Below are 12710 nucleotides of genomic sequence, written 5' to 3'. Positions count from 1 at the left end.
AGGATCGAGCTCGCGCCCGCCACGTGCAGGGCAAAGATCGCCAGATCCATGGCCGGGCCCGTGTGGCCGCTGGTCGAAAGGGGCGGATAGATGGTCCAGCCGCCGCCGAAGCCCTTGCCCGGTCCGCCGTCGACGAACATCGACATGACCAGCAGGATCCAGGCCGCGACCAGCAGCCAGAAGGACACGTTGTTCATGCGCGGGAAGGCCATGTCCGGCGCGCCGATCATGATCGGCACGAACCAGTTGCCGAAGCCGCCGATCATGGCGGGCATGACCATGAAGAAGATCATGATCAGGGCGTGGCCGGTGACCACGACGTTATAGCCGTGCTTGGTCTGTTCGACGAGGCCCAGCAGCTGGATGCCCGAACCCTCGCGGAAGATCTGGATGCCCGGCTCGGCCAGTTCCCAGCGGATCAGGCCCGACAGGGCCCCGCCCACGATGCCCGCCATGATGGCGAACAACAGGTACAGGGTGCCGATGTCCTTGTGGTTGGTCGACAGGAACCAGCGGGTGAAGAAGCCCGGCTTGTGGTCATGCTCGGCATGGGCGTCATGCCCCGGCTCGTGAGCGGCGTAGGTGTCGGCGGTGATGTCGGTGGCCATGTCTGAGCGGGCTCTTCGGTATCGTTACTGGGCCGGCGCGGCGGCGGGAGCCGCAGCGGGGGCCGTAGGTGTGGTCGCCGTCTGGGCGGTCGGGATCGAGGTCGCCGCGGCGGCGTCGGCCGTCGTGGTCACGGGGGCGTCGGACGTCCCGGCAGCGACTTGCGCGGCGGTGCCGCCCGGCGCTTCGGCGGCGGTCTTGGGCGTCATCGATCCACCCTTGGACACGACCCAGGCGGCGAACTCGGCCTCGGTCACGACGCGGATCTCGATCGGCATGAAGGCGTGATCGACGCCGCACAGTTCCGAGCACTGGCCATAGAAGACGCCCGTGCGCTCGGCGCGGAACCAGGTCTCGTTGACCCGGCCGGGAATGGCGTCGGTCTTGAGACCGAAGGCCGGCAGGGCGAAGGCGTGGATCACGTCTGCGGCGGTGACCAGAACCCGCACCACCTTGCCCACCGGCACGACGATCGGCTCGTCGGCGGCCAGGCGATAGGGCACGTTCTGGGCCCGGGCCTGATCTTCCGGCAGCATGTTGGAGATGTATTCGGGCACCCCCTGGTCGGGGTACTCATAGGCCCAGTTCCACTGGTTGCCCGTGGCCTTCACCGTCAGGTCCGGCGTCGGCATGTCGTGATAGGCGAACAGCAGCCGGAACGAGAACAGCGAGATCCCCACCAGGATCAGCACCGGCAGCACCGTCCAGACGATCTCGATCGCCGTGTTGTGGCTCCAGCGCGCGGGCACCGGATTGGCCTTCTTGTTGTAGCGGATCACGATCCAGATGATCAGGCCCAGCACGAACAGGCAGATCAGGGTGATGATCGGCATCAAGATGACGTCGTGGAAGAAGTGCGCGTCGTGCTTGAGCTGCGAGGCCGCAGGCTGAAGCGCGATCCCGCCCGGCGTGGGCTGACCCATCAGGGCCTTGGCGGTCGCGTCCGTGGCCATCAGCCCGTACGTCACCGCGGCCATCAGGCCCCCGGCGGCTGTCAGGGCTTTCGCGCCCATTCTGCCCATCCCCAGTCCCATTCGAAAACCTCTTAAACCCATCTGCAACAGGCATTTGCGACCCAGTCGCAACAGCCCGCTGGACTCACCAGCCACAGCGTTTGTGGGCGGTCCATATCGGCTCGTTTCGCGCTTGCCAAGCGACACCCTCGTCGCACCGCTGATTTCGGACGCTCAGACGTCGGAAAGCCGCGCCGGCAAGTCCATGGCGTCTTGGAAGACGTGCAGAAGGTCCAACGTCGCGGCGTTGAATCGGTAAACGAGAACGTGCCGAGGCGACTTGACGCCCAATGTGTCCGGCAAATGCCTCAGATGAAGCATCCTGATGCCTGGGCTCAGCACCCGGCTCGCGCGCGCTTCGGGCGCGTCGGCCGCGAAGCGAAGGCCCGTCTGGATCAGTTTGGCGTAGCGCGCGGCACCAACACTCCCGAACGTCTCACGGCTGAAGGTGGTGATCTCGGTGATCTCGACCCGGGCCTCGGGTGAAATCTCGACACGTCTCATGCAGCTTTGGCGGCGAAGTCGGCTTCCACCTCGGCCAGGATCTCATCGAAATAGGCTTCCAGATCGTCGACGACGGTTCCCTCACCGCGATCAAGCGAGTCTACGGCACTCTGAATCTTCGCCCAGAACCGCTCGGTCTTGACCGCTTCTGCATCCGCTTCCGCCTTGTCGCGCAGAAGACTGGCCACGATCACGCTCTCTGGGTCGCCATAGTCGCCCGACGCGATCCGCTCGTCGATGTACTGCTGAAGCAGTTCGGGGATTTCGATCGTGTGCGTCTGCATGGCTATATCATGGCAGAAATCGGCCCCTCCCTCCACTTCCTTAAATCGCTGTCATGTTTGAACAGCTACCTTGCGTCACTCAGTACCATGCCGTAATCTCCCTTCATCACAAAGGGAGGCCACACGGTGCCTGAAACCATAGAGATACAGTTGAAGAAGGGGGTGCTGGGACTGTGCGTCCTGGCCCTGCTGTCGCGCTCCGACAGCTATGCCTACGAGATCGCCAGCCGGCTGTCGGACGCGATCGACATGGGCGAGGGGACCATCTACCCCCTGATGCGACGCATGCAGTCCGAAGGCCTGGTCGAGACCTATCTGGTCGAATCCAGCGCCGGGCCGTCGCGCAAATACTATCGTCTGTCCGAGGCGGGACGTGCGGCGCTTGCCGTCCAGACCACCGACTGGAAGACCTTCACCGACGCGGTCGACGCGGTTCTCAACGCTCCGTCGCCCGCTCCCGAAACCACCCCAACCACGGAAGTCGCCCAATGACGCGCGCCGAATTCATGTCCCGCCTCAAGGCCGGTCTCGTCGGCCTGCCGACCACGGCCGCCGCGGACATCCTCAACGACTACCATGCCCATTTCGACGACGGCCGCGATGCCGGTCGCTCGGAAGCCGAGGTGGCTGCCGCGCTCGGTGATCCCGACCGGCTGGCGCGCGAACTCAAGGCCGAGGCCGGCGTCCAGCGCTGGCGTCAGGAACAGACCCCGTCGGCCGCCGCCGGTGCCGTCTTCGCCGTCCTGGGCCTGGGGGCCATCGACATCCTGATCCTGCTGCCCCTGCTGATGGGCGTGATCGGGACCCTGTTCGGCTTCTTCGTCGCCGTCATCGCCGTCTTCTTCGCCGGCGGGGTGGTCATGGTCACCGGACCGTTCGCGGGCTTCCCCGGCGGAGGCGTCGCCGCCTTCCTGGCGGGCCTGGGTCTCATGGCCGGGTCGGTCGCCGTCGGTGCCCTGCTGTCGGTCGCCACCATCTGGCTGGTCAACGGCCTCGTCTGGTTCGCCCGCCTTCACTACCGCCTGCTCAAGCCCGCCCTGGGCGATCAAACCGCCGCGCAAGGAGACCGCGCATGACCCGCACCCTTCTGATCATCGCCGGGGCCGCCTTCGTGCTGGCCCTGGCCACCCTGGGCGGTGCCGCCGCCATCGGTGGACGCGACCTGGCCGCCAACGGCTGGGAATGGACCTTCCCCGGCCACGGCGACGGCGGCGACGAGACCATCCGCTTCGAGCGGGCCGCAAACCAGGGCCCGCCGATCACCCGCACCCTGGCCTGGACCGGAGGCTCGACCCTGGCCGTCGATCTGTCGGCCGATGTCACCTACGTCCAGGGTGATCAGGCCGGCGTCGTCATCACGGGCCCCAAGAGCCTGGCCGACCGCGTCCGCCTGGACGGCAATCGGCTGACCATGTCGGACTCCGACGATGAGTCCTACGTCGTCTTCGGCTGGTCCAACGGCGATCGCCTCAGCATCGTCGTCACCGCCCCCTCGGTGACCACCTTCGACCTGCGGGGGTCGCTCGACCTCGACATCCGCGACTATGATCAGGACACCCTGGACATCGACCTGTCGGGTTCGGGCGAGGTGACCGCCTCCGGCAAGACCCGCGCCCTCAGCGTGGACATCAACGGCTCGGGCGAGGCGGACCTCGGCGCGCTTCAGACCGTGGATGCCACGGTCGACATCTCCGGCTCCGGCGACGCCCGCGTCGCCCCCACCGGCCGCGCCGACCTCAGCATCTCCGGCTCGGGCGACATCGACCTCACAACCCGCCCCACGACCCTGAACCAGACGATCTCCGGCTCCGGCGACATCAGCCAGAGGTAGCGGTTTCAAACCTCTCCCCGTTCGCGAAGGCGAACGGGGAGAGGGAAGGTCATATTCGACGGACAACAACCACCTGCATCCGCACAATAGCCGAATGACAACACACAAGGGGTCACGCCGGGGAGAACAGTGGGGGTATTCGGCGGCGGATGACGATTCAGACGTCGGCTCAGACGTCGGCGCGCCCTATCATCCGACCCTTCGACCCAACCGTCGTCTGACTGCAATGCGCTCCTCCTCCACTCGCAAGTGGAGAAGGACGTCCTAACGCTTGATGTCGAATCCGTCGGCGTCCATGGCGGCGCGGACGTCGGCGGCTGTGAACAGGTTGAAGTCGCCGTGGACGGAGTGTTTGAGGCCGGCGGCGGCGAGGCCGAAGGCGAGGGATTCCTCGTTCGACCAGCCGCTCCAGACACCGAACAGGACGCCCGAGGCGAAGGCGTCGCCGCCGCCGACGCGGTCGATGACGCCAGCCATGTGGATGGGGGCCGCGTCCACCTGGCCGTCGCGGGTCAGCATGACGGCCGACAGGGCCTGGTCGGCGACGCTGTCCTGGACCCGCAGGGTGCAGCAGATGCGCTCGAGCTTCGGGAAGGCCTCGAAGGCGGCTGCGGCGGCCAGGCGGCGGCGCTGATGCGGGTCGGCGTCCTCGAAGGTCCGCCCCAGAACCAGGGCGAAGTCGCGTTCGTCGGCGAAGGCGATCGAGGCCGTGGCCAGCATCCGGCCCAGCGTCGCGGGCGGGTCGCCGGCCCATTCGCTCCACAGCTTGCCGCGGAAATTGCCGTCGAAGGAGACCTTGACCCCTGCCCTCTCGGCCGCCTCGACGGCCTGGATGGCGGCGCGGGTGCCGTTCGGGCCGACCGCCGGGGTCACGCCCGAAACGTGCAGCCACTCGACCCCGGCCAGCAGCGACGGCCAGTCGAAGGCGGTATCGACGTGCTCGACGAAGGCCGATCCGGCCCGATCGTACAGGACGTCGGCGGGGCGACGCACGGCGCCGGGGGTCATGAAATACAGGCCCATCCGGCCGGGCTTGAACACGACGCCGGAGGTGTCGACGCCGTGCTTGCGGACCTCGTCACGCGCGCCACGGCCCAGCGCATTGTCGGGCAGGACGGTCGCCATCGCCGTCGGCGCGCCGTAGCGGGCCAGCGACACGGCGACATTGGCCTCGGCCCCGCCGGGTCGCACCGTCAGGGTCGGGCCCTGCAACAGCACCTCACCCTCGGGCGGATTGAGGCGCAACAGCATCTCGCCGAAGCACAATATCCGGCCGGCGTTGCCGGCGGGGCCTATGCTCGCGACGCGGTCGCTCGCGACTTGAGGCCCGTGGCCGTCTGTATCCGTCATGGTCGATAGGCTAGCGCGGGATCAGCGCGCCTGCCAGCCACCATCGACCGGCAAGATGGCACCCTGGACATAGTCCGAGGCCTCGCTGGCCAGGAAGACGGCGGCGCCGCCGAGGTCGGACGGCTTGCCCCAGCGACCGGCGGGGATGCGGCCCAGGATCTCGGCCGAACGGACGGGATCCTCTCGCAGGGCCTGGGTGTTGGCCGTGGCGAAATAGCCGGGGGCGATGGCGTTGGCGGTGATGCCGTGCGGGGCCCATTCGTTGGCCATCAGCTTGGTCAGGCCCGCGACGCCGGACTTGGACGCCGTATAGGAGGGCACCCGGATGCCGCCCTGGAAGGACAGCATGGAGGCGATGTTGATGATCTTGCCGCCGTCACCCTGTTTGATGAACTGGCGGGCGACCGCCTGGCTCATGAAGAAGACCGTCTTCAGGTTGATGTTCATCACCAGGTCCCAGTCGGCCTCGGTGAAGTCGACGGCGTCGGCGCGGCGGATCAGGCCGGCGTTGTTGACCAGGATGTCGATCCGGCCAAACGCGGCTAGGGTTTCCTCGACGATGCGACCGACCGGTTCGATCGAGGTCAGGTCCGCCTGAAGCGAGACGGCCTTGCGGCCCTTGGCCAGAACCTGGCCGACGGTGTCGTCGGAATCCGACAGGGCGACCGAGGCGATGTCGGCACCGGCGTCCGCCAGAGCGAGCGCGATGCCCTGACCCAAGCCCACGTTGCCGCCGGTGATGAGGGCGACCTTGCCGGTCAGGTCGAAGGGGGTGGTCATGGTCGGCTTCCTACCTTGGTTCACAGGTCCGGCTCAGACCCGCCATGGGGACTTCAGGCCGGATTCGGGTTGTGCGCATAGGTAACCGGTGTCATAGGCAGATGCAACAGGCAGAACCAGACGGCGGGATCGGCCCGGACCTCTTGCAGAGGCCTCGATCCTCGCCCACTTCCTGTCCAACCCCGCGAGGAAACACCCATGAAAATCGCTCTCATCACCGAGAACAGCCAGGCCGCCAAGAACGCGGTCATCCACGACGCCCTGACCACGGTCGCCGAGCCCCTTGGCCACCAGGTGTTCAACTACGGTATGTACACCGCCGAGGATAAGGCCTCGCTGACCTATGTCATGAACGGTCTGCTGACGGGGGTCCTGCTGAACTCGGGCGCCGCCGACTTCGTCGTGACCGGCTGTGGCACGGGCATGGGCTCGATGCTGGCCTGCAACGCCATGCCCGGCGTGTTCTGTGGCCTGGTCATCGACCCGACCGACGCCTTCCTGTTCGGCCAGATCAACGACGGCAACGCCATCTCCATGCCCTATGCCAAGGGCTTCGGCTGGGCGGCAGAGCTGAACCTGCAAGACGTCTATCGCAAGCTCTTCGAGGGCGAGCGGGGCCTGGGCTATCCCAAGGAACGCGCCCAGATCATGGCCACCAACCGCGGCATCCTGAAGACCCTGAAGTCCGTCACCTGCCACGACATGATTACCGTTCTGAAGAACGTCGATCAGGACCTGTTGAAGGCGGCGATCGCCGGCGAGAAGTTCCAGGAATACTTCTTCGCCAACGCCACCGACACGGCCATCGTCGACTACATCAAGGGCGTGCTGGCCAAGTCGCCCGAGCTTGAAACAGCCTGAGACTGAAATCGGCCTGAGACTGACGCCCGCTGTCGCACGACGGCGGGCGTTTTTCGTTCAGGCGGGGATGTCGGACTTGCGGATGACCAGGGAGGGGCGAACCTCGTCCTGATTCAGCTTGGCCGGATCGACGCCGCGCAAGGGGGCCAGCAGTTTCTCGGCCGCCATCCGGCCCATGTCGCGGATCGGCAGGCGCACGGTCGTCAGGTTCGGCCAGATGCGCTGGGCCATGGGCAGGTCGTCGAAGCCCACCACCGACAGGTCGCGCGGCAGCTCCAGTCCGCGCTCGCGCGCCGCCTGCATCACCCCGATGGCCATGTCGTCGTTCAGGCTGAAGATGGCCGTGGGCGGCTCCTTCATCGACAGCAGGGCATGGCCCGCCTCGACCCCTGATTCGTAGGTATAGGCGCCCTCGTACTCATAGGCGGGGTCCATGGGGATGCCGCGCTCGGCCAGGGCGTCACGGAAGCCACCGCCGCGCACGGCCGCCGACCGGAACAGGCTGGGGCCGCGCACCAGGCCGATTCGCTTGTGACCCAGGTCGGCCAGGCGATGCGCCGCCTCGGCCGCACCCAGATGGTCGTTGGTCACGACCATGACGCCCGGCTCGTCCAGCGACACCGAGGCGATCCGGACATAGGGACAGTCGAGATCGCGCAGCAGGGCGATGACCCGCTCGTCCTCGGACACCGACGGCGGCATGATGACGCCGAACAGCCGCTGGCGCTCGACGAAGCCGCGGATGTCCTCGACCAGGGTGTCGGAATAGCGATTGCAGGGGTGGACGACGAGTTCGAGCCCGGAGCCCTTCAGCGCATCCAGGACGCCCTGCTGCATGTTCACGACATAGGTGGGGCTGGGGTTGTCGTAGATCAGCCCGACCAGGAAGGACCGGCGGAAGGCCAGGCCGCGCGCCTGGGGGTCAGGGGTGAAGCCCAGTTCGGCGATCACCTCGTTGACCCGGGTGCGGGTCTCCTCGCGCACCAGGGGCGACTGGTTGATAACGCGGGACACCGTCTTCTTCGAGACCCGGGCGATCCGGGCCACGTCGTTGATGGTGGCGCGCTTGCCCGGCTTCAGCGGGTGCGGATCGTCTGTCACGTCGGCGTCTCTGGATAAGTCCGACGCATGGCATACCCGTGACGGCGCGCCGACGCCAACCCGGATTGTGAAAGCCGATTGACACCGGTTTCCTTCGCCGGTCATATCCCGCCCAAGAACGAGGGAACGCCTAAGTGATCCGCATCCAGCACAAGAGCCGCGTATGACGGCCGAGCCGATCCACGAATCGAGCGCAGCCGCCGTGGCCGAGGCGTTCGTCTCCGCACGCCTGGCGTTACGGGCTACGCCTGACTATCCGGGCGTCCTGCCCACGACCATGGCCGAGGGCTATGCGATCCAGGAGATCGCCATCGGCCTGTACCCGGACCGGATCATCGGCTGGAAGGTCGGCGGAGTGCCCCCGGCACGGCAGGCCGAGCTGGGCGCGCATCGTCTGGCCGGGCCGATCTTCGCGCGCAACGAATGGCCGGTCGACGGTCCCGTGACCGTCGGTGCCATCGAGGGCGGCTTCTGCGCCGTCGAGGCCGAATTCATCGCCCGCATCGGCGAGGGCGTCGACCCCGCCAAGACCGACTGGACGATCGAGGAGGCCACGGCCGCCGTCGACGCCGTCTTCATCGGGATCGAAATCGCCGGCAGCCCCCTGGCCGCCATCAACGACCTGGGGCCGCCCATCGTGGCCTCCGATTTCGGCAACAACGCCGGCGTCTTCGTCGGGCCGGAACTGGGCGGCTGGCGCGACCGGCTGGACACCATCGGGGTCGAGACGATGATCGACGGCGTCTCGGTCGGAACCGGAGGATCGCCCTCCCTGCAAGGCGGAGCGATGGAATCGGTGCGGTTCCTGCTCGAGCACGGGGCACGGCGCGGCCGGCCCCTGACCGCCGGTATCCTGGTCTCGACTGGGGCCGTGACGGGCGTACACAGGATCTACAGCGGCAGCGACTTCGTCTGCGACTTCCAGGGCGTGGGCGAAATCCGCGGCAGGGTCGTCAAGGCGCAAGTCTGAACCATCAACACCGACGCCAACCCGACGAAGACAGGTCGGGACGCGTGAGGACCAGAGTACAGGAACGGCCATCATGACCGACACCACCCAGGGCTCGACAGGCCCGATCTCGATCAAGGCGCCTTCGCCCGGCAAGTACCGCTGGCTGATCATGTGGCTGCTGTTTGCGGCCATGGTGATCAACTACGTCGACCGGCAGATGATCGGGGTGCTGAAACCCACCCTGTCGACCGAGTTCGGCTGGTCCGAGACGGACTATGCCGACATCGTCTTCTGGTTCCAGGCCTCCTACGCCCTGTTCTATGCGATCTGGGGCCGGTTGATGGACAAGATCGGGGCCCGGTTCGGCCTGGGCATCGCCTTCGCCATCTGGCAGGTCGGTCACATCCTGCACGGCGGCGCGCGGGATCTGACCCACTTCATCATGGCGCGGATGCTGCTGGGCGTCGGCGAGGCCGGCGGCTTCCCCGGCGGGATCAAGGCCGTCACCGAGTGGTTCCCCAAGAAGGAACGCGCCCTGGCCACCGGCCTGTTCAACGCCGGCACCAACATCGGCGCGATCGTCACGCCCCTGCTGGTGCCCGCCCTCGTGCTGTCCTTCGGCTGGCAGATGACCTTCGTTATTACTGGCGTGCTGGGCCTGATCTGGCTGCCGATCTGGCTGCTGGTCTATCGCAAGCCGCGCGACCAGAAGCGTCTGTCGGCCACCGAACTGGCCTATATCGAACAGGATCCGGCCGATCCGGCCGAGAAGGTGGGCTGGCTCAAGCTGCTGACCGTCAAGGAAACCTGGGCCTATGCCGGCGGCAAATTCCTGATCGATCCCGTCTGGTGGATGTTCCTGTTCTGGCTGCCCGACTTCCTGGGCAAGCGTTATGGACTGGATCTCAAGACCTTCGGACCGCCGCTGGTGGCCATCTATCTGCTCAGTGACGTCGGATCGGTCGGGGGCGGCTGGCTGTCGTCGCGGATGATGCACATGGGGGTCAGCCTGAACCGGGCGCGCAAGACCACCATGCTGATCTGCGCCCTGCTGGCCGTGCCCGTGATGTTCGCGGCCTATGCCTCCAACGTCTGGATCGCGGTGCTGATCATCGGCGTTGCGACCGCAGCCCACCAGGGCTTCTCGGCCAACCTCTATGCCATGCCCGGCGACGTCTTCCCGCGCTCGGCGGTGGGGTCGGTCGTGGGCATCGGCGGGATGCTGGGCGGCATCGGCGGCATGGTCTTCTCGAAGTACGTCGGCCAGGTGCTGGAGAAGATCGGGACCTATACCCCCATCTTCGTGGTCGCCGGCACGGTCTATCTGCTGGCCCTGCTGCTGATCCATGTGATCTCGCCGCGGTACGCACCGGCCAAGGTCTCGGCCTGATCTGAGGCTTGAAGGGGGACGACGCCCGGCGGCGCGTCGTCCCCCTGTCACCGCCGCCGGTGTTGGTGGAGTGCGTACAATGATGACGCGACGAGGTCTGACGCTCGGCGTCGCCGCCGGGGCAGCGATCAGCGCCCTGCCCCGCCTGTCCCTGGCACAGACCACCGCCCCGACGGTTCGAACCATCTACGGGCCGATCATCGGCGGGCGGGACGGCGACATCTCGATCTTCAAGGGTGTGCGCTACGGTGCGGACACGGCCCCGCGCAGGTTCCAGCCCCCCGCCCCGCCGACGCCCTGGACCGATCCGGTCGAGACCGTGGCTTACGGCGCGTCGGCGCCCCAGGGGCGGCCGGACGTGCCGGCGTCGGAAGACTGCCTGTTCCTGAACGTCTGGACGCCGGGGCTGGACGGCGAGAAGCGGCCGGTCATGGTCTATATCCACGGCGGGGCCTATTCGAACGGCTCCGGCTCGGACCCGCTCTATGACGGGACGCGGCTGGCGCGGCGCAAGGACGTGGTCGTCGTCACCCTGAACCACCGGCTGAACGTGTTCGGCTATGCCTTCCTGGCGCGGCTGGCGCCCGGGTTCGGGTCGTCGGGCAATGCGGGTCAGCTGGACCTGATCCTGGCCCTGCAATGGGTCAGGGACAATATCGCGGCCTTCGGCGGCGATCCCGGCCGGGTCATGGTGTTCGGCCAGTCGGGCGGCGGGGCCAAGATCGCGACCCTGATGGCGACGCCTGCGGCCGCCGGCCTGTTCCACACGGCGGCGACCATGAGCGGTCAGCAGGTCACGGCGTCCGGCCCCATCAACGCCACGCGCCGGACCCAGGCCTGGCTGGCGGCGATGGATCTGCCGGTCGAGCGGATCGGCGAGCTGGCGACCATGCCGTGGGAAAAGCTGCTGGCCGGGACCTCGGCGCGGGATCCGATCCTGACGGGCAGCGGGCTCTATATGGGGCCGGTGATGGATGATGTGGTGCTGCACCGCCATCCCTTCTATCCCGATGCCGCGCCCCAGTCGGCGTCGATGCCGATGATCATCGGCAATACCCATGACGAGACCCTGGGCTTCCTGGGCAACGACCCGGCCAACGCCAATCTGACGTGGGATACGCTGGTCGGGCGGCTGACACCCGAGCAGCTGAGGATCGACATCCAGCCCGAGACGGTGATCGCCTGGTATCGCCAGAGCCACCCGGAGCTGTCGCCCGATCAGGTGCTGATCGCCGCGACCACGGCCGGGCGGTCGTGGCGCGGGGCGGTGATCGAGGCCGAGGTCCGGGCCGCGACCGCAGCGGCGGCGGCCGGCAGGGGCGCCTGGGTCTATCAGCTCGACTTCAAGGCCAGCCTGTCCAACGGCAGGAAGGGCGCCTATCACACCGCCGACATCCCCCTGGTGTTCGACAATGTCGCCGCAGCCGGATCGGGGGCGACCGGTGCCGACGCGCAGGCGGCGGCGGACCTGATGAGCGGGGCGTTCGCGTCCCTGGCCCGGACGGGTGATCCCAACCATGCGGGGCTGCCGGACTGGACGCCCTATGACCTGACGCGGCGCCAGACCATGGTGTTGGATGCGACCGCCCGGATGGCCGACGACCCGCGCGGCGACGAGCGGGCCTTCTTCAGCCGTGTCCCCTACATCCAGCCCGGAACCTGAGCCTATGAGGATCGATCGCCGCAGCCTGTTCGGGTTCGCCGCCGCCGTCGCCGGATCGACGGCGGCGGCGCCCGCCCTGGCACAGATGAGGCCGGGGCCGCTGCTGGCACCGCCGGACCCGACCGAGGTCTGGAAACTATGGCCGGACGGCGCGCCGGGCGGGGAGCGGGTCACGGTCACGCCGGTGGTCACCGAACGCTCGACCGACCCGGCCTTTCACGACCGGTTCGCCCAGTACACGACCGACCCGATCCTGACGGTCATGCGGCCGATCACGCCGAACGGGGCGTCGATGATCCTGATCCCCGGCGGCGGGTACAAATGGTCGGTCGTGGACAAGGAGGGGTTCGACGTCGCGCGCGTCTTCGCCGAAGC

General features: G+C 67.4%; 14 protein-coding genes and 1 pseudogene. 8 read left to right on the top strand and 7 right to left on the bottom strand.

From position 1 onward, the window contains the following. From ACILQR_RS12090 to ACILQR_RS12075, 4 genes are all read right to left on the bottom strand, one after another. Nucleotides 1-608 (bottom strand): cbb3-type cytochrome c oxidase subunit I (locus ACILQR_RS12090; RefSeq protein ID WP_395651660.1); only part of this gene is annotated, 608 nt, incomplete at its 3' end. Between the two features lie 24 nt (nt 609-632). Then, nucleotides 633-1619: a cytochrome c oxidase subunit II gene (coxB, locus tag ACILQR_RS12085; RefSeq protein WP_395651659.1), complete on the bottom strand. Its 987-nt coding sequence runs from the start codon at nt 1617-1619 to the stop codon at nt 633-635. Between the two features lie 174 nt (nt 1620-1793). Further along, nucleotides 1794-2123: a type II toxin-antitoxin system RelE/ParE family toxin gene (locus tag ACILQR_RS12080; RefSeq protein ID WP_395651658.1), complete on the bottom strand. Its 330-nt coding sequence runs from the start codon at nt 2121-2123 to the stop codon at nt 1794-1796. Next, nucleotides 2120-2407 carry a hypothetical protein gene (locus ACILQR_RS12075; RefSeq protein WP_395651657.1) on the bottom strand — a complete coding sequence of 96 codons (288 nt, stop codon included), beginning with the start codon at nt 2405-2407 and terminating at the stop codon, nt 2120-2122. The genes ACILQR_RS12080 and ACILQR_RS12075 overlap by 4 nt, the downstream gene beginning before the upstream one ends. Before the next feature lie 126 nt (nt 2408-2533). On the opposite strand from ACILQR_RS12075, the gene ACILQR_RS12070 reads away from it, so the two are divergent. Genes ACILQR_RS12070 through ACILQR_RS12060 form a run of 3 tightly spaced genes read left to right on the top strand, consistent with a single transcriptional unit; the run spans nt 2534 to nt 4238 of the window. Next, on the top strand, nt 2534-2899 hold the full coding sequence (locus ACILQR_RS12070; RefSeq protein WP_395651656.1) for a PadR family transcriptional regulator: 366 nt from the start codon (nt 2534-2536) through the stop codon (nt 2897-2899). Beyond that, nucleotides 2896-3483, top strand: a complete 588-nt coding sequence (locus ACILQR_RS12065) for a DUF1700 domain-containing protein (protein ID WP_395651655.1) — start codon at nt 2896-2898, stop codon at nt 3481-3483. The genes ACILQR_RS12070 and ACILQR_RS12065 overlap by 4 nt, the downstream gene beginning before the upstream one ends. Further along, nucleotides 3480-4238, top strand: a complete 759-nt coding sequence (locus ACILQR_RS12060; protein WP_395651654.1) for a GIN domain-containing protein — start codon at nt 3480-3482, stop codon at nt 4236-4238. Before ACILQR_RS12065 ends, ACILQR_RS12060 begins: the two co-directional genes overlap by 4 nt. Nucleotides 4239-4502: 264 nt before the next feature. Here ACILQR_RS12060 and ACILQR_RS12055 read toward each other — a convergent pair whose 3' ends face one another. Further along, nucleotides 4503-5588 carry a PfkB family carbohydrate kinase gene (locus ACILQR_RS12055; RefSeq protein ID WP_395651653.1) on the bottom strand — a complete coding sequence of 362 codons (1086 nt, stop codon included), beginning with the start codon at nt 5586-5588 and terminating at the stop codon, nt 4503-4505. Between the two features lie 21 nt (nt 5589-5609). Continuing rightward, the gene (gene kduD / locus ACILQR_RS12050; protein ID WP_395651652.1) at nt 5610-6368 is read right to left on the bottom strand and encodes a 2-dehydro-3-deoxy-D-gluconate 5-dehydrogenase KduD; all 759 of its coding nucleotides are present in this window, start codon (nt 6366-6368) and stop codon (nt 5610-5612) included. A gap of 198 nt (nt 6369-6566) precedes the next feature. Between kduD and ACILQR_RS12045 the strand changes: the two genes are divergently transcribed. After that, nucleotides 6567-7229: an RpiB/LacA/LacB family sugar-phosphate isomerase gene (locus tag ACILQR_RS12045; RefSeq protein ID WP_395651651.1), complete on the top strand. Its 663-nt coding sequence runs from the start codon at nt 6567-6569 to the stop codon at nt 7227-7229. A gap of 57 nt (nt 7230-7286) precedes the next feature. Here the strand turns inward: ACILQR_RS12045 and ACILQR_RS12040 are convergent, their stop codons facing one another. Beyond that, nucleotides 7287-8330 (bottom strand): LacI family DNA-binding transcriptional regulator, encoded by a 1044-nt coding sequence (locus tag ACILQR_RS12040; protein ID WP_395651650.1) that lies wholly within the window; start codon nt 8328-8330, stop codon nt 7287-7289. A gap of 163 nt (nt 8331-8493) precedes the next feature. On the opposite strand from ACILQR_RS12040, the gene ACILQR_RS12035 reads away from it, so the two are divergent. From ACILQR_RS12035 to ACILQR_RS12020, 4 genes and pseudogenes are all read left to right on the top strand, one after another. Continuing rightward, nucleotides 8494-9300, top strand: a complete 807-nt coding sequence (locus tag ACILQR_RS12035; protein WP_395651649.1) for a 2-keto-4-pentenoate hydratase — start codon at nt 8494-8496, stop codon at nt 9298-9300. Nucleotides 9301-9373: 73 nt separating this feature from the next. Further along, complete coding sequence (locus ACILQR_RS12030; RefSeq protein WP_395651648.1) at nt 9374-10672, top strand: MFS transporter; 1299 nt, start codon at nt 9374-9376, stop codon at nt 10670-10672. Between the two features lie 79 nt (nt 10673-10751). Next, on the top strand, nt 10752-12335 hold the full coding sequence (locus ACILQR_RS12025) for a carboxylesterase/lipase family protein (RefSeq protein WP_395651647.1): 1584 nt from the start codon (nt 10752-10754) through the stop codon (nt 12333-12335). 4 nt (nt 12336-12339) lie between these two features. After that, a pseudogene (locus tag ACILQR_RS12020) lies at nt 12340-12710 on the top strand (alpha/beta hydrolase); the annotation flags it as partial.

Source organism: Brevundimonas sp., from assembly GCF_044239655.1.
Taxonomy (GTDB): domain Bacteria; phylum Pseudomonadota; class Alphaproteobacteria; order Caulobacterales; family Caulobacteraceae; genus Brevundimonas.
Note: the sequence above shows the minus strand (reverse complement) of the source record. Positions and strands in the feature narration are given on the sequence as shown.

What these genes read in the sequence shown, in the direction of transcription:
- coxB (WP_395651659.1), bottom strand. Translation starts at nt 1,619, where the DNA reads ATGGGCGCGAAAGCCCTGACAGCCGCCGGGGGCCTGATGGCCGCGGTG.
- ACILQR_RS12080 (WP_395651658.1), bottom strand. Translation starts at nt 2,123, where the DNA reads ATGAGACGTGTCGAGATTTCACCCGAGGCCCGGGTCGAGATCACCGAG.
- ACILQR_RS12075 (WP_395651657.1), bottom strand. Translation starts at nt 2,407, where the DNA reads ATGCAGACGCACACGATCGAAATCCCCGAACTGCTTCAGCAGTACATC.
- ACILQR_RS12065 (WP_395651655.1), top strand. Translation starts at nt 2,896, where the DNA reads ATGACGCGCGCCGAATTCATGTCCCGCCTCAAGGCCGGTCTCGTCGGC.
- ACILQR_RS12060 (WP_395651654.1), top strand. Translation starts at nt 3,480, where the DNA reads ATGACCCGCACCCTTCTGATCATCGCCGGGGCCGCCTTCGTGCTGGCC.
- ACILQR_RS12055 (WP_395651653.1), bottom strand. Translation starts at nt 5,588, where the DNA reads ATGACGGATACAGACGGCCACGGGCCTCAAGTCGCGAGCGACCGCGTC.
- kduD (WP_395651652.1), bottom strand. Translation starts at nt 6,368, where the DNA reads ATGACCACCCCCTTCGACCTGACCGGCAAGGTCGCCCTCATCACCGGC.
- ACILQR_RS12045 (WP_395651651.1), top strand. Translation starts at nt 6,567, where the DNA reads ATGAAAATCGCTCTCATCACCGAGAACAGCCAGGCCGCCAAGAACGCG.
- ACILQR_RS12035 (WP_395651649.1), top strand. Translation starts at nt 8,494, where the DNA reads ATGACGGCCGAGCCGATCCACGAATCGAGCGCAGCCGCCGTGGCCGAG.
- ACILQR_RS12030 (WP_395651648.1), top strand. Translation starts at nt 9,374, where the DNA reads ATGACCGACACCACCCAGGGCTCGACAGGCCCGATCTCGATCAAGGCG.
- ACILQR_RS12025 (WP_395651647.1), top strand. Translation starts at nt 10,752, where the DNA reads ATGATGACGCGACGAGGTCTGACGCTCGGCGTCGCCGCCGGGGCAGCG.